Here is a 15,383-nt window from a genome sequence, read left to right on the forward strand (position 1 = left end):
TTATCCAAACCTTCTTGCGCCAAATGTAATTTGCTGCGGAAGCGGCTGGCGCAATTGAGGCAAGCCATACACGCTGCGTCGAATAACTGGTGTGAGCTCTTCACGTTTGTGTTGAGACATGACCGCTTGAATTGCCAATAACTCTTCAGCGGTAGGAACACCCTTAATTATTTCAAATTTCATTACAGAGGAATATTTCCGTGCTTGCGAGCCGGCAAAACATCCCGCTTTGTCTTAAGTGTTCTAAATGCTTTAGTTATGTATGCACGAGACTGACTTGGCTCGATAACTGTGTCAATTGTTCCGCGCTCTGCAGCTAAGTAAGGGTTGGCCAATGATTCGTTGTAATCCTTAACTAACTCGGCGCGCTTTGCATCAGGATCTTTTGCATCTGCTAAATCTTTTCGATACAAGATATTTACTGCACCTTGTGCACCCATGACTGCGATTTCGGCACTTGGCCAGGCAAAGTTAATGTCACTACCAAGGTACTTAGAGCCCATTACAATGAACGCTCCTCCGTAGGCTTTGCGTGTAATAAGTGTTACTAGTGGCACTGAAGCTTCTGCGTACGCGTAGAGCAATTTTGCACCACGCCGAATAATGCCATCCCATTCTTGCTCTGTACCTGGCAAGAAACCCGGAACATCGACAAGGGTAAGAATCGGGATATTAAAGGCATCGCAGAAACGTAAGAATCGCGCTGCTTTTTCACTAGAATTTATATCAAGGGTTCCAGCTAATTGATTAGGTTGGTTAGCAATAATTCCAATTGACTCGCCTTCGATGCGTGCAAATCCAACAACAATATTTGGTGCATATAGCGCATGAACTTCTAGGAATTCACCCTCATCTACTAAGGCCTGAATTAGAATTTTCATGTCGTAAGGCTGGTTAGGGCTATCTGGTATCAAAGTATCAAGTGCGATATCTGAAGCCTTCTTTTCCAAAGTTTCAGTTGGTGGCAAGTGAGGTGCTGCATCCATATTATTTGATGGAAGATACGAAAGAAGTGCTTTCACATAATCAATTGCATCATCTTCATTTTCGGCAAGGTAATGTGAATTACCGGTGCGGGTGTTATGTGTACGAGCGCCGCCAAGTTCTTCCATTCCAACTTCTTCACCAGTAACGGTTTTGATCACATCAGGACCAGTGATAAACATGTGCGAAGTTTCATTTACCATCACAGTGAAGTCAGTGAGCGCGGGTGAGTAAGCGGAGCCACCAGCACACGGCCCAAGAATCAGCGAGATCTGGGGAATAACACCAGAAGATCGAGTATTCAGGCGGAAAATTTTGCCGTACCCATTAAGAGATGCAACACCTTCTTGAATACGCGCTCCGCCAGAATCATTTATTCCAATCAGAGGAATTCCTGATTTAAGTGCGAACTCAGCGATCTTCACAATTTTTTCGGCGTGGACTTCGCCAAGTGAGCCACCCATGACGGTGAAATCTTGTGAATATAAAGCTATTGGCCGGCCATCAACTGTTGCTGTTCCGATTACAACACCGTCACCGTAAGGACGATTCTTTTCCATTCCAAACTGAGCGGATCGGTGTCGTGCAAACTCATCAATCTCGGTGAAAGAATCGGCGTCAACTAAGAGTTCAATTCTCTCGCGAGCAGACTTCTTGCCTTTTGAGTGCTGCTTCTCGACGGCACGCTCAGATCCACCATGGATGGCTTCCTCAACACGATCACGAAGGTCTTCTATTTTTCCGGCAGTTGTATGCAGATCACGGCTCATGGGCGTACGGTACTAGTCGTGGGCAAAGAATTGTTAAGTGCAGCGCTTGATCCGGCAGAGATCAATAGATTAATTACGCCTTACTGGCGAGTAAGCGTGGTTGAACTCACGAGTTCAACGCAAGGCGATTTAGTGCAACGCGTGCGCGATGGTGATGCACAAGTAGGAGATGTAATTGCTGCAGAGTTTCAAACAGCAGGTCGCGGACGTTTAAATCGTACATTCGAGGCACCACAAGGAAGCGCTTTGCTATTTTCTTTTTACATCCAACCCAAACGCAATCGTGACGACTGGGGTTGGATTCCTTTAATTGCTGGATACAGTGTTGCAAAAACTCTGCATGCTTTCCATGCAACCGTTAAATGGCCAAATGATATTTTGATTAATCATAAAAAAGTTTCAGGCCTAATTGCCGAAGTAGTTGGAGACGGCGTAGTAATTGGTATCGGCATCAATGTTGGCATGAATGAGGATCAACTGCCAGTAGAGACTGCAACATCCTTACTCGTCGAAGGTGCAACTGATTTAACGAGGGATGAAATTTTGTGCGAGGTCCTGGAAGAGTTTGAGGATCATTTTCTGCAATGGGATCAAGGAATTGACGAGGTTCAGGCGTTGTACGCACATCTAAGTGCCACCTTAGGTAAAGAGGTTCGCATTGAATACCCTGGCGGAGCTACACACATGGCTAGAGCAGAATCTGTTTCAGATATTGGCGCGCTGGTCTTAGATGATGGGACTCATGTTCAATCTGCCGATGTAATTCATCTACGATAAGCCGGTGAGCAAAACCTTTCCAACTGTCGGAGTCATCGGCGCTGGACAGCTTGCTCGGATGAGCATTGCTCCAGCGACAGCTTTAGGCGTTAACTTATTATTGCTTGCAGCTGATTCTAATGATTCTGCCGCTCAAATAACCCAGCATGTTGTTGGAGATTACGCCGATCTTCGGACTGTTCGAGAGTTTGCAGCACAATGTGATGTTGTTACCTTTGAACACGAATTAATTCCATTAAGTATTGTGAAGGCGCTAGAAGCTGACGGTGTAGTTGTTCGTCCTTCTGCTGCGGCTTTTCTGTATTCACAAGATAAAGCAGCAATGCGCCAGAAATTGCAAGCATTTCCTTCACCACAATTTCAAATAGTGACTGCAGCACATCAAGTAAGTGATTATCCGGTAATCGCTAAAGCAATCTCTGGTGGATATGACGGACGCGGAGTTTGGAAAGTAAATTCAGAAAAAGAGCTAGGGGATCTTTTACAGCAGATGCCCAAGCTACTAGTTGAAGAGTTGATTGAATTTGATTATGAGATTGCCGTCATGGTTGCTCGATCACCTCATGGACAGGCAACTACTTGGGCTCCAACACAAACGGTGCAAAAAGATGGAATCTGTGTGATGACAATTTCTCCTGCCCCGCAGTTAACAGCAGCGCTAAGTGAAAAAGCACAGAAACTTGCGCTCGATGTTGCAGCAGAAGTCGCAGTAGTTGGCGTGATGGCGGTTGAAATGTTTGTAAAAAGTGACAACCTATATATTAATGAGTTAGCAATGCGTCCACATAATTCGGGTCACTGGACCATTGAAGGCTCTCACACAAGTCAGTTTGAACAACATCTGCGTGCTGTTTTAGATCTGCCATTAGGAGATCCGTCAATGACAGCTCCGATTGCTGTCATGGGAAATGTTTTGGGTGGCAGCAAAACAGATATGTATCGTCCGTATCTACACTTGATGGCACGGACTCCTGCGCTTAATTTTCATCATTACAAGAAGGATGTACGCCCAGGTCGAAAGCTTGGCCATGTCACTTTGCTAGGCAAAGACCTCGTAGAATTAACCAATGAAGTCCAACATGCGGTGGACTATATGAGCGGAGAAATCGATGAGTGATGTAGCAATCATCATGGGGTCAGATTCAGACTGGCCAACGATGGAAGATGCCGCGAAAATTTTGGATGACCTTGGAATTTCATATACGGCAGATGTTGTTTCGGCACATCGCATGCCACTTGAAATGGTTGAGTTTGCACAAACTGCGCAAGCAAAGGGCTACAAAGTAATTATTGCCGGTGCTGGTGGCTCAGCACATTTACCCGGCATGGTTGCATCATTAACAACACTTCCTGTTATAGGCGTGCCAGTTGCCCTAAAAAATCTTGACGGAATGGATTCCTTGCTGTCCATAGTTCAAATGCCAGCAGGGGTACCTGTGGCAACAGTTGGCGTTGGTAATGCAAAGAATGCTGCATTATTAGCTGCAAGAATTTTAGGTGTATCTGATGCCGCGATTTCGATAAAGGTTGCAGCTGGCTTACAGGAGATCAACAAGATTGCAAAGGAAAAAGGCGAGAGTTTAAACTCTCGTCGCAATCAAAAAACTGGTTTTTAAGCTCTAGCGCGATATTCAATAGCAGGGCAGCGATCCATTACCGTTAGTAGACCTGCAGCTTGCGCGCGAGCAACAGCGTCAGTATCGATCACATCTAGTTGCAACCAAACAGCCTTAGCCCCAATTGCAATGGCTTCATCTACCACTTTTCCGACAAGTGTTGAGTTAACAAAGCAATCGACAACATCGACAGATCTTGGAATTTCAGTCAAAGTTTTGTAGCCAATTTCACCGTGCACAACTTCAGCTCGCGGATACACCGGAATGATTTGATGACCTTTTTCTTGAAGAAGTTTTGCTACTCCAAATGCAGCACGTTCAGGATTATTGCCAAGACCAACTACTGCCCATGTTTTTAGTGCAAGGACAGCATCAATTGTTTCTTTGGTATTAATCAGTGCGCCCAAGTGCGTGGAATTTCCATCCAGCGTTGCGCCACAGTGTGCGATCCAACATGTTGCGCCCATCAATAATGATTTTGCTCTTAACCAGGGAAGAAATAGCGGCAGGATCGATCTGGCGGTACTCCTTCCATTCAGTCAAGTGAAGGATTAAATCGGCATCTTTGATTGCATCTGTGACAACTTCAGCAAAATCAAGGTTTGGAAAACGCTTGCGCGCAGGCTCGATACCTTGTGGATCATGGATAACAACCTTCGCTCCTGCTGCATGTAACTGAACTGCGATATCAAGAGCTGGAGAGTCACGCACATCATCACTGTCGGGCTTAAAGGTTGCACCTAAAACTGCAATTTTGTACTGTGTTAGATCTTCTGAAAGTTCTCCACGCACGACATCGATCACACGCTGGCGCGCACGTAAGTTAATTGCATCAATTTCGCGCAAGAATTCAAGTGCTTGCTTGGCACCTAGTTCTTCGGCGCGAGCCATAAATGCACGAATGTCTTTAGGAAGACAGCCTCCACCAAAACCGATACCTGCCTGCAGAAAACGACTACCGATACGAGGGTCATAACCGATTGCCTTTGCAAGTACAGTTACATCTCCGCCCGCAGCTTCGCAGACTTCGGCCATTGCATTAATAAATGAAATCTTTGTTGCAAGGAATGAGTTAGCAGCAACCTTTACTAGTTCAGAAGTTGGCAGGTCTGCGCGAATCCAAGGTGTACCTAATGCAATAACAGGTTCGTAGACTTCTTTCAGAATCTCTTCTGCGCGATCATTGGCAACTCCAACAACCAAACGGTTGGGAGTCAAAGTATCCTCAACTGCAAAACCTTCTCGAAGGAATTCTGGGTTCCATGCCAAATCTGCCTGAGGCGCGGTCTTTGCAAGTTCAGCGCGCAACGCTTGTGCTGTTCCAACCGGAACCGTGGACTTACCGACAACTAGCGATCCTTCTTTTAGATATGGAGAAATAGCGGCAACTGCCGACTTTACGTAGGTTAAATCTGCGGCTAGTCCATCTTTACTCTGTGGGGTTCCAACACAGACAAAGTGAACATCAGCATCTTTGACTGCAGAAAAATCAGTTGTGAAAGATAGACGGCCCGTCTTCATCTCCTGCTCAAGCAGTGTGTCTAACCCTGGCTCATAGAATGGAAGTTTTCCGCTTTGTAGCAGCGCCACTTTTTCAGGATCTGTATCCACGCCAATTACGGTAAAACCAAGAGAGGACATACATGCAGCATGGGTGGCTCCAAGATAACCGCAGCCAACAACCGAGAGAGTTAAAGTCATGTGGGGGAGTTTACTTCAGAGCCCCGCAAGGATTTTCATCAGCGGTACGAGTCTTGAATTTATCAATCACAGTTGGAGTCGGTTTTGCACTGGCAGCAGCAGAAGCAGAAGGTGATGGGGTCACCACATCAACAAGTGGCAAATCATCGCGCAAACGATTGAATAGCTCAGGAGCCAATACTGGATCCCACGTAACTACCGATCCCACACCTGGGACACGAGCATTGGTATTACCCAGCGGAATAGTCAAGGTACGCATTTTACTTGGAGAAAGGTTTTTCATTTGTTTTGCAAGAGTTAAAAGATCGCTCTCATTGAGTTCAGAATCAGTTTTCACAGTTGCGATTGCGGCATTAAAGAAATTGACAAGTTTGATTGGGTTGAGCAATACACCCGTACTTGTAACTTTTCTTAGAACTGCGCCCATGAATTGTTGTTGACGTTGCATACGTCCAAGATCACCCATGCCATCAAAATCGCGAGTTCGAACATATTTAAGCGACTCAACACCGTTGAGTGTATGAATTCCTGCCGGCAAAACTAAGTGGCTACCTGGGTCATTGATATCTCGCTTGGTACACACCTCAATTCCACCAAGTGCGTCGACCATTCCGGCAAATCCGGCAAATCCAATTTCGATGTAATGGTCAATGCGAACACCGGTTTCATTTTCAATTGTTTGAATTAGAAGTGGAGCTCCACCAAAGGCAAAGGCGGCATTGATCTTTCCTTGTGCTGCCGGAATCATTCTAGTTTTATCAATTGATGAGACATGTTCAGGAATTGTCACTAACGAATCACGTGGAATCGAAATTAATGTTGCCTTGTCGCGCGACTTAGAAATATGAACAAGCAGCATGGTGTCAGAGCGAGAGCCTGCAGCTGTTGCCGTTGATCCAACTCTTAGCAATTTGCGTTGTTCTTTTGTTAAACCTTCACGGGTATCAGATCCCACTAGGAGATAGTTCAATGCTTTGTTTGGTTTATCAGGGCGTGCTTTCAAGGTGCCGAATACATCGATTCGATCGATAGCACCGCTCACCTGGCCTAGCCCCAGCCAAGAAAATGCGGAGATCAGGACAACTCCCACAGATAGTGAGGTAATAATCCGAATTGCCCGCGTTGATTTCACTGTCAGAGAGTACTTGAGCGATAGCGTGTGCGGGTTATGTCGACATCAGCTAATGCGTTATATGGCTCACCGAAGCGAGAGATTTCGGTGATTTTGCCTATCCGCAATGAGGAGAAGTATTTAGCCGACGCGGTTAGCGCGATTCTTGCTCAACATTACGATGGAAAGTTAGAAGTGATTCTGGCAGTGGCTCCTTCAACCGACAAGACCTTAGAGATCGCACAGCAATTACACATAAATGATCCTCGAGTAGTGATTGTTGATAATCCAACGGGCCGAACTGCAGCTGGCTTGAATCTAGCAATTGCTGCATCTCAGTATTCCATTATCGTTCGGGTCGATGGCCACTCAAATATTCCTAGCAATTATTGTCAATTAGTGTCAGAGTTATTAGAAAATACAGGGGCAGTAAATGTTGGTGGCGTGATGGCCGCTGAAGGACAATCTTTGTTTCAACGATCTGTTGCCCGTGCAATGCGCAGTCCACTGGGGGTAGGTGCTTCTCGATTCCATATAGGTGGTTCTGCTGGGGAAGTCGATACTGTGTATCTCGGTGCATTTAGAAAAGAAGCGTTAGTTGCAATTGGCGGCTTTGATGAACGATTTACTCGCGCGCAAGATTGGGAACTCAATTTTAGATTGCGGCAGGCGGGTGGAGTTATCCACTTCGATCCGCGACTAATTGTTACGTATAGACCACGTTCAACGATAAAAGCGTTAGCAAAGCAATACTTTGAATATGGTCGTTGGCGTCGTGTCATTTCACGTCGTCACCAGGGAACAATTAATTATCGTTATTTAGCTCCACCATTTACTGTTGCCGCCACAACACTTTCTTTGCTATTGGGTTGGCTGATTTCTCCTTACCTGTTAATTCCGGCCCTTGTTTATGCTGTGTTTATCCTGATTGCTTCAGTAGTAATTGGAAAAAATGCGGGTGAGATTCTGTGTTTGCCCACAATCTTGCTAACAATGCACATTTCTTGGGGGTTTGGATTTCTTACTTCGCCTAAGTCTCTGGCCCCTGATGTAACCTTGCATCCGTGAGCACGCCACTGCAGGTCTATGAGCCATTCAAAGCGGGCCTACCCAAACTAGGGCGCTACTGGAAATCTTTATGGTCTAGGCGCACATTTATCAAGGAATACTCCAAATCTGAACTTCGTGAGCAGCATTTTGATTCGGTATTCGGGCAATTGTGGCTAGTTCTTAACCCACTACTGCTCTCAGCGGTCTACTTTGTTTTGATTATGATCATTGGTGGAACTACAGATAGTGCGCGATATGCACACTTAACTGCCAGTCTTTTTCTATTTTACTTAGTGGCAAATAGTCTTACTGGCGGCGTGAAATCTGTTACTGCTGGACAGCGACTAATTCTTAACACCGCTTTTCCTAGAATTATGCTTCCGATTTCAGCGGTTGTAATTGCAATTTTCAAGTTTCTACCAACGCTAGTTGTTTTTCTTGTGATTAAGTCTTTGGTTGGAACACCATTTACATTTGAAATGTTGTGGGCCATCCCAGTCTTATTGATAACTATTTTTCTATCCCTAGCTTTAGCAATAACAATTTCATGTATCAATGTCTATTTCAGAGATATTGCAAGCTTTTTGCCGTACATAACACGTACGCTTCTTTATCTATCACCAATTCTCTACTTCGCATCTGATCTTAAGCCAAGTCTTCGAGCCATCCAGATTGTTAATCCTCTTTTCCCGATTCTAGATTCATGGTCACGCGCAATGGTCCAAGGAGAAGCCCCACAGCTTTCGAGCATGCTTCAAGGGTTGGCATGGGCAGCAGGATTTTTCTTTGTAGGAACTTATTTCTTTTTATCGAGGGAGCGTGATTTCGCTGTCCGCCTCTAATTTACATTTAACTAACGAACTCGCGGTATCAATCCGTGGAGTTGGACTTACCTACACAACATCGATAGATAAAAAGCCAACAATTAAGTCTCGAGTGAAGTCTTTAGGTCGAGGAACAAAACAAACAAGAGTAGTTCGCGCACTTGATGATATTAATTTAGATGTTCAATACGGACATGTATTGGGAGTAATAGGAACAAATGGTGCTGGTAAGTCATCGCTAATGCGGTGTGTTGCTGGCATCTTGCCCCCCTCGCAGGGTCGTATCGAGGTATACGGAACCGTCAGCACTTTGCTGGCACTTGGAGTTGGGTTTAATCCATCAATGTCGGGTCGGGACAATGTGTTTTTGGGTGGATTAGCTGCCGGGATGTCCCGCGAAGAAATTGCTGAAAACTTTGATGAAATTGCGGAATTTTCTGAACTTGGCGATGCGATAGATGCTCCTATGCGTACCTATTCCTCAGGAATGTACGCGCGCCTCGCTTTCTCGGTTGCCGCGGTAGTTCGACCAGATATTTTGATCATTGACGAAGCCCTAAGTACTGGCGATGCGAAATTTAAAGAAAAAAGCCTCAATCGCGTTAAAGAGCTCCGCAGCGATGATCGCGCACTAATTTTAGTGAGTCATGCGATGCAAACTTTGCGTGAGACATGTAACGATGTTGCGTGGTTGCACAAGGGGAAGCTCGTACAACGTGGCGAACCACACGCAGTCATTGATGCTTATCAAGAGTTCTTACACCTTGGAAAGAGCGCAGTAATTGATGAGGACTTTTAAGCCATTAGTTTTGGCTATTTCGCTTGCTCTGATATCGCCACCACAAGCCGCTGCAACAAATATTCCAGACTCCTTTCAATTTAAAGGCGCTGGTTACGGTCATGGTGTTGGCATGAGTCAGATCGGTGCCAGAGCAAAAGCATTAGCTGGAGAAAGCGCCACTGCAATTCTTTCGTATTATTACAAAGATGTAACTATCGAACCTTTGGATGATACAAAAGTGTTGCGAGTAAACATAGGACACTTGTTAACTTCGGTAAAAATGGCCACTGCAACACCGGATGTAACAATGCAGATTTTTACTGGTGACATCGGCGATGCTCAGAATGTGATTCCTATAGCTGTTGTACCTGTTAAAAGCACTTTGAATTTCAGTATTTTGGGTTCAACAGTTTTACCGAGTGTTGTTGCAGGAAAGAAAACAGTAAGTCTTCCTCGCGATCGAATTTTCACGGTTCGCTGGAGCGGTACGCGATATTTAAGCGGTGTTGATGGAGTCGTATCGTTATCCCACACGGGCACTACAAAAAAGTATCGCTATGGACAGATGCAATTTCGAGCGGTCAAGGCAGCGACGATGGGGTATCGAATCGAAGTTACAAATTCTGTCCGTTTATCCGATGAATACTTGTGGGGAGTAAGTGAAGTTCCATCATCTTGGCCGGAAGCCGCGCTGCAAGCACAAGCGATTGCATCTAGAACGTATGCAATGAGTAAGGCAGGTATCTATCGATCTTCCTGCGATTGCGATCTTTACGGTGAAATTTCTGATCAATCCTTTTTGGGATATGCAAAAGAAACAGAAAAGGGTTGGGGGCAGTTCTGGAAAGCAGCGGTTACCAATACTGTCGGTTTAACAATTACTCAGGCAGGCAAACCAATCACCGCATATTTTGGAAGTTCATCAGGGGGATTAACTGAGACCTCCGGCAACGCATGGGGAACGCAAAATAGTTTTACGCACTCTGTTATGGACCTTTCCAGTCTGGATCCAGTGCTAAACCCACGCTTTTATCAGTGGAATCGCACCGTTGCGCAGAGCTCTGTGGCGGCGGCATTTGCGCTACCTGATGTCGTTTCTTTGGAAGTTGTTATGAAAAATACAACTGGAACAGTTGCAACCATCAGGGCCACATCTAGTGCAGGAATTAAGAAGAGCTTACGTGGTGAAACTTTTAGAAGCCGAACAAAAATTCCATCTGCCTACTTTAATTTAGTTGGCATGCAAAATACTGTTGAGCCCACCCCAAGTCCCAGTCCGCAACTGAGCCTCAAGACCGCCATCTAAAGAATTACGTCGGAACAAAAGGTTGCTTGCACCAGAAAGTGTTGCGGCTTTAACTATCTCACCATCAGGAAGTCGCACCTTTGCCGCAGATGTTATATAAGTTCCAGCTTCGATAACACAGTTATCACCAAGTGAAATACCAAGACCTGAATTAGCGCCAAGTAAACACTTTTCGCCAATCGAGATAATTTCTTTTCCTCCCCCGCTTAAAGTTCCCATAATTGATGCGCCACCACCGACATCAGTGCCATCGCCAACCACTACACCGGCAGAGATGCGACCTTCAACCATAGAGCTTCCTAATGTTCCAGCATTGAAGTTAACAAATCCTTCGTGCATGACTGTTGTTCCAGCTGCAAGGTGCGCACCTAGGCGAACGCGATCTGCATCCGCAATTCGTACCCCACTTGGAACTACGTAATCAACCATTCGAGGGAATTTATCCACACCGTACACACTGACATGCCCGTATGCAGCTTTTAAACGCGCACGAGTAATTTCAAAGCCATCAACAGCGCATGGGCCAACCGAAGTCCACACAACATTGCTGAGTAATCCAAAAATTCCATCAAGTGCAACCCCGTGAGGCTTTACAAGTCGATGCGATAACAAATGTAAGCGCAAGTAAGCATCAGCCGCATCTACAGGAGCCTTTGTCGTATCAATCTCGAGACTAATTACCTCGCGAGTAACACCACGTGCAACATCGGCGCTGGCAAGTGAAGTTAATTCTGCAGGTACAGCACCTGATAGTGCCGACAGAGATGGAGACGGGAACCAAACATCCAAGGTAGTTCCATTGGAGATTGTTGCGATTCCGTGGCCAGATGCAATGGTCGTCATGTCCTAAGCCTAGCCTCTATTGTTAGCAGTATGCGTATTGCCGTGTTCTGCTCATCATCTCCAACGATTGATACCAAATATGTAGAACTTGCCTACGAACTTGGGCAGGGAATTGCAGGATCATCCAACGAATTAGTTACTGGTGGCGGTCATATTTCAATGATGGGCGCCGTCTCACGTGGGGCTCGTGATAAGGGTGGCAAAACTATTGGTGTAATTCCGCAGGCACTTGTAGACATCGAATTTGCTGATCATGATAATGATGAACTCCATGTAGTCGAAACCATGGGTCAACGCAAACATATGATCACCGATATTTCTGATGCATTCATTACTTTGCCGGGCGGAGCCGGAACCCTTGAAGAGTTTTTTGAAATTTGGGTTGGGCACTACTTAAAATTCCATACCAAGCCAGTTGTTATCTTGGACCCGTTTGGAATTTATGCACCATTGCACGAGTTAATTGTTCATCTTGAAGAAGAAAAATTTATAAAGCCCGGAATGCGCGACATTGTCCAATGGACTACAAATGTTGATGATGCATTGAAAGCATGTGGCGCGTGAGAAGCAATCACATAGCAATGAGCCTTGTGATTGAGGCACCAATTGAAAAGGTGTGGGCAGCTCTTGCTGATTGGGAGTCACAAGGGGATTGGATGTTGCAAACCACAGTTGAAGTAACTTCACAGATTCGTGAAGGCGTCGGTACAACTATTGCTGCATTTACTGGGATCGGTAAATTTGGAGTAATGGATCACATGATTGTTACTTCATGGCAACCACCACATATTTGCGATGTCACACACACCGGTAAGATCATCAAAGGAACAGGTCGTTTTAAGTTAAGTGCAATTGATGCAGAGACGACTCGATTTGATTGGTCTGAAGAGATTCTGACTCCACGAGTGGTATTCCTACTTATTGCACCTGGTTTGTACGCTGGTGTGCGAATTTCATTGGCCAAACTCAGCCGCCATTTGCGTGATAGAAAGTAATCGAAACGAAGTAAACTAGGAAAATGGGCAAGCAACCGCAGACTCTGGCAGATGCGCTTGCCTCCTTGCCCGATGAAGAACGCATCATCTTGACGATGCATTATCTGAAATCAATGTCAACGGCTCAGATTGCGGCGATGTTGGGGGTTCCAGAGCGCTCAGTAGATTCGATCATTAAGCAAGGGAAGGCCAGATTGAGCGCAATAGTGGGTATTTAAGGCCTCACCCCGATTTCGCACAACAGTGCATTGTGCGAGATACTTACCCCCTTGCAGTAAAAGAGCATTTCAACCGATTAGAGGAGTCCCCACATGGCAGCCATGAAACCCCGCACTGGTGATGGTCCAATGGAGGTCACAAAGGAAGCTCGCTCATTGGTTATGCGAATCCCTCTAGAAGGTGGCGGCCGGTTGGTCGTCGAGATGAACGCTGAAGAAGCAAACAACCTTAGTGCCGCGTTACACGCCGCAGTAGCACTAGTTAAGAAGTAATTCCTTTTCCAAGGCACTAGCCTTATCAATCATGTCAGCATTACCAATTGCCGCCTCGCTAGATCTTAAAGCGGCTTCCTCGGCTAACTCAATAGCAATCGGATTTATAAAAAATTCTGATGCTTCATTTGAGTTTGTTGGCCCACTAGTTTCAGAAGTCGAAAAATTCTTCGGACTAAATCTTGTTGATGAGTTAGCTTTCTTCGCCCCAACCGCCAAAGCTGGAGAAATTTTCGAGATTCCAGTCAGTGCTACGGATTGTCCGACTGATCGAATTTATATGGTTGCAGTGGGAGATCAGAGCAAGGCCGCACTTCGAGCCGCTGGCGCCTCAGTTGGCCGCAAAGTTCGAGGAAAGAATATGACTGTTTATTCTGCGTGTGCAGTTAAAGAAGTAAATGCACACGCAATTTCTTTGGCACTTGGCGCATGGGTATGGAATCTAAAGACTGATAAGAAAAAAGAAGAACCGAAGTTATTAGTCGCAAGCAAAGATAAAGAGGTCGTAGATGATGCAGCAGCGATTGCGCAAGCAATATGTCGCGCTCGCGATTTAGTTCATACTCCTGCGAACATTAAGACTCCGGCTTGGATGGGTAAGCAGGCCGAAGCTTTTGCAAAAGGTACTACTCTGAAAGTTAGGGTTCTTGCAGGCGCTGAGCTTAAAGAATTTGGTGGCTTACGCGCGGTCGGAGGTTCTTCACCAAAGCCTGGTCCTCGCATGATTGAAGTCTCATACCACCCGAAATCTAAGAAGAAATCAGTTAATGCATTGCCCCACATAGTTTTGGTCGGCAAGGGCATCACCTTTGATACCGGCGGTATTTCATTAAAACGCCCATACGACACCATGATGGCGATGAAGAGCGACATGGCAGGCGCCGCTGCAATTCTTGGAACGTTAACCGCGCTTGAGCATTTACAACCAAATGTTCGGGTAACTGCGTTGATGATGATGGCTGAAAACGCTATCTCTGGCACCGCGCAGCGCCCTAGTGATGTTATTAAACATTACGGCGGAACAACAGTAGAAGTGATTAATACCGATGCCGAAGGTCGTTTGGTTTTGGCAGACGGGCTTGCATTTGCAGATTTGAATCTGGATCCTGATTACTTAGTAGATATTGCAACGCTGACAGGTGCAGCAACTCTTGGTCTTGGCCGACAATATGCTGCGATGTACACCCGAGATAAAACTCTTGCATCTCAACTTTCAAAAGCCGGAGACGCTTCTGGTGATCGAGTTTGGCATATGCCATTAGTTGATGATTACAAAGATTCATTGCGCAGTGACATTGCTGATTTCAATCACAACGCAAGTAAGGGAAAGTATTCTGCAGGGTCGGTTACAGCAGCGCTATTTCTCGAAAATTTTGTTGGCTCACGTCGCTGGGTTCATCTGGATATTGCTGGGACGGCTCGCAGCGAGGTTGATGCAGGAGAGAACTCAAAGGGAGGCACTGGATTTGGTGTCCGCTTATTAACAGAGTGGATTACTTCCCTGTGATGAAGATTGATCCGCATCAATTTGCTGAAGGATTTATTGCAGAAGATTTTTTCAAATCGCAGGCACGTGCTCGGGGTGTCGAGCTGGGAACAAGTGATACCACCCCTGGGTCAGGTGCATTTTTACGCTACTTAGCATTTACTCTGAAGGCACAGTCTGTTGTTGAAGTTGGAACAGGTTCAGGCGTTGGTTCGTTGTGGCTGCTTGACGGTATGTTGGAAAGTGGAACTCTCACATCAATTGATGATGAAATGGAACATACTCAAATCGCCAAATTAGCATTTGCTGACGCTGATATAGCTCAGGCGCGTTTTCGCTTGATCACCAATTCTGTTGTTGAAGTGATTTCAAAGCTAACTGATCGCGCATACGACTTAGTAGTTTTGCGACACAATCCAGAGGATCTCAGTTTCGTCATTAGCGAGGCTCACCGAATTTTGCGCAGCGGGGGAGCCTTAGTTATCGATAATTACTATGGTGGTGGAAAAGTTAGCGATGCTGCCCAGCGAGATCCAAAGACAGTGGCCTTGCGTGATGCTGGGAAAATTATCAAGAACGACTCAGAACATTGGGTAAGTTCATTGATTCCGGCGGGAGATGGCCTACTCGTAGCTACAAAGGTGTAAA

General features: G+C 45.7%; 19 protein-coding genes. 13 read left to right on the forward strand and 6 right to left on the reverse strand.

The features are described 5' to 3' along the window. Window positions 1–183 (reverse strand): hypothetical protein, encoded by a 183-nt coding sequence (locus AC9UGD_RS04525; protein WP_509570150.1) that lies wholly within the window; start codon window positions 181–183, stop codon window positions 1–3. Then, on the reverse strand, window positions 183–1,754 hold the full coding sequence (locus AC9UGD_RS04530) for an acyl-CoA carboxylase subunit beta (protein WP_509570152.1): 1,572 nt from the start codon (window positions 1,752–1,754) through the stop codon (window positions 183–185). Before AC9UGD_RS04530 ends, AC9UGD_RS04525 begins: the two co-directional genes overlap by 1 nt. Window positions 1,755–1,772: 18 nt before the next feature. Here AC9UGD_RS04530 and AC9UGD_RS04535 point away from each other — a divergent pair, with 18 nt between their 5' ends. Genes AC9UGD_RS04535 through purE form a run of 3 tightly spaced genes read left to right on the forward strand, consistent with a single transcriptional unit; the run spans window position 1,773 to window position 4,147 of the window. Further along, window positions 1,773–2,531: a biotin--[acetyl-CoA-carboxylase] ligase gene (locus tag AC9UGD_RS04535; RefSeq protein ID WP_509570155.1), complete on the forward strand. Its 759-nt coding sequence runs from the start codon at window positions 1,773–1,775 to the stop codon at window positions 2,529–2,531. 4 nt (window positions 2,532–2,535) lie between these two features. Next, window positions 2,536–3,648 carry a 5-(carboxyamino)imidazole ribonucleotide synthase gene (locus AC9UGD_RS04540; RefSeq protein ID WP_509570156.1) on the forward strand — a complete coding sequence of 371 codons (1,113 nt, stop codon included), beginning with the start codon at window positions 2,536–2,538 and terminating at the stop codon, window positions 3,646–3,648. Then, window positions 3,641–4,147, forward strand: a complete 507-nt coding sequence (purE, locus tag AC9UGD_RS04545) for a 5-(carboxyamino)imidazole ribonucleotide mutase (protein ID WP_509570159.1) — start codon at window positions 3,641–3,643, stop codon at window positions 4,145–4,147. The genes AC9UGD_RS04540 and purE overlap by 8 nt, the downstream gene beginning before the upstream one ends. On the opposite strand, the gene AC9UGD_RS04550 is transcribed toward purE, so the two are convergent. From AC9UGD_RS04550 to AC9UGD_RS04560, 3 genes are read right to left on the reverse strand one after another with little or no spacing between them, the layout of a single operon-like run. Next, window positions 4,144–4,545 (reverse strand): CoA-binding protein, encoded by a 402-nt coding sequence (locus tag AC9UGD_RS04550; RefSeq protein ID WP_509570342.1) that lies wholly within the window; start codon window positions 4,543–4,545, stop codon window positions 4,144–4,146. The two genes, purE and AC9UGD_RS04550, sit on opposite strands and share 4 nt — an antisense overlap. Further along, window positions 4,538–5,848 (reverse strand): UDP-glucose dehydrogenase family protein, encoded by a 1,311-nt coding sequence (locus AC9UGD_RS04555; RefSeq protein ID WP_509570162.1) that lies wholly within the window; start codon window positions 5,846–5,848, stop codon window positions 4,538–4,540. Before AC9UGD_RS04555 ends, AC9UGD_RS04550 begins: the two co-directional genes overlap by 8 nt. 10 nt (window positions 5,849–5,858) lie before the next feature. Next, window positions 5,859–6,980: an LCP family protein gene (locus AC9UGD_RS04560; RefSeq protein WP_509570164.1), complete on the reverse strand. Its 1,122-nt coding sequence runs from the start codon at window positions 6,978–6,980 to the stop codon at window positions 5,859–5,861. A 36-nt stretch (window positions 6,981–7,016) separates the two neighbouring features. Between AC9UGD_RS04560 and AC9UGD_RS04565 the strand changes: the two genes are divergently transcribed. The 4 genes from AC9UGD_RS04565 to AC9UGD_RS04580 are packed head-to-tail and all read left to right on the forward strand — an operon-like array spanning window position 7,017 to window position 10,920. Next, a complete protein-coding gene (locus AC9UGD_RS04565; protein ID WP_509570166.1) occupies window positions 7,017–8,027 on the forward strand; it encodes a glycosyltransferase family 2 protein in 1,011 nt (336 codons plus the stop codon). Next, window positions 8,024–8,851, forward strand: a complete 828-nt coding sequence (locus AC9UGD_RS04570; protein WP_509570169.1) for an ABC transporter permease — start codon at window positions 8,024–8,026, stop codon at window positions 8,849–8,851. The genes AC9UGD_RS04565 and AC9UGD_RS04570 overlap by 4 nt, the downstream gene beginning before the upstream one ends. Beyond that, entirely contained in the window at window positions 8,829–9,632 is an 804-nt protein-coding gene (locus tag AC9UGD_RS04575) for an ABC transporter ATP-binding protein (RefSeq protein ID WP_509570172.1), read from the forward strand. The genes AC9UGD_RS04570 and AC9UGD_RS04575 overlap by 23 nt, the downstream gene beginning before the upstream one ends. Next, on the forward strand, window positions 9,619–10,920 hold the full coding sequence (locus AC9UGD_RS04580) for a SpoIID/LytB domain-containing protein (RefSeq protein WP_509570174.1): 1,302 nt from the start codon (window positions 9,619–9,621) through the stop codon (window positions 10,918–10,920). Before AC9UGD_RS04575 ends, AC9UGD_RS04580 begins: the two co-directional genes overlap by 14 nt. Here AC9UGD_RS04580 and dapD read toward each other — a convergent pair. After that, the gene (gene dapD / locus AC9UGD_RS04585) at window positions 10,846–11,763 is read right to left on the reverse strand and encodes a 2,3,4,5-tetrahydropyridine-2,6-dicarboxylate N-succinyltransferase (RefSeq protein WP_509570177.1); all 918 of its coding nucleotides are present in this window, start codon (window positions 11,761–11,763) and stop codon (window positions 10,846–10,848) included. The genes AC9UGD_RS04580 and dapD overlap by 75 nt on opposite strands. 30 nt (window positions 11,764–11,793) lie before the next feature. On the opposite strand from dapD, the gene AC9UGD_RS04590 reads away from it, so the two are divergent. The 6 genes from AC9UGD_RS04590 (at window position 11,794) to AC9UGD_RS04615 (ending at window position 15,382) form a co-directional block, all read left to right on the forward strand. Continuing rightward, a complete protein-coding gene (locus AC9UGD_RS04590; protein WP_509570179.1) occupies window positions 11,794–12,327 on the forward strand; it encodes an LOG family protein in 534 nt (177 codons plus the stop codon). After that, entirely contained in the window at window positions 12,324–12,758 is a 435-nt protein-coding gene (locus AC9UGD_RS04595) for an SRPBCC family protein (RefSeq protein ID WP_509570182.1), read from the forward strand. The genes AC9UGD_RS04590 and AC9UGD_RS04595 overlap by 4 nt, the downstream gene beginning before the upstream one ends. A gap of 23 nt (window positions 12,759–12,781) precedes the next feature. After that, window positions 12,782–12,976: a sigma-70 family RNA polymerase sigma factor gene (locus AC9UGD_RS04600; protein WP_509570185.1), complete on the forward strand. Its 195-nt coding sequence runs from the start codon at window positions 12,782–12,784 to the stop codon at window positions 12,974–12,976. Between the two features lie 93 nt (window positions 12,977–13,069). Further along, window positions 13,070–13,249: a DUF3117 domain-containing protein gene (locus AC9UGD_RS04605; protein ID WP_445860428.1), complete on the forward strand. Its 180-nt coding sequence runs from the start codon at window positions 13,070–13,072 to the stop codon at window positions 13,247–13,249. 31 nt (window positions 13,250–13,280) lie between these two features. Continuing rightward, window positions 13,281–14,756: a leucyl aminopeptidase family protein gene (locus AC9UGD_RS04610; protein ID WP_509570187.1), complete on the forward strand. Its 1,476-nt coding sequence runs from the start codon at window positions 13,281–13,283 to the stop codon at window positions 14,754–14,756. Beyond that, window positions 14,756–15,382: an O-methyltransferase gene (locus tag AC9UGD_RS04615; RefSeq protein ID WP_509570190.1), complete on the forward strand. Its 627-nt coding sequence runs from the start codon at window positions 14,756–14,758 to the stop codon at window positions 15,380–15,382. The genes AC9UGD_RS04610 and AC9UGD_RS04615 overlap by 1 nt, the downstream gene beginning before the upstream one ends. The last annotated feature ends 1 nt before the right edge of the window (window position 15,383 follow it).

Origin of the sequence: Candidatus Planktophila sp. (assembly GCF_044232745.1) — a bacterium.
Lineage (GTDB): Bacteria > Actinomycetota > Actinomycetes > Nanopelagicales > Nanopelagicaceae > Planktophila.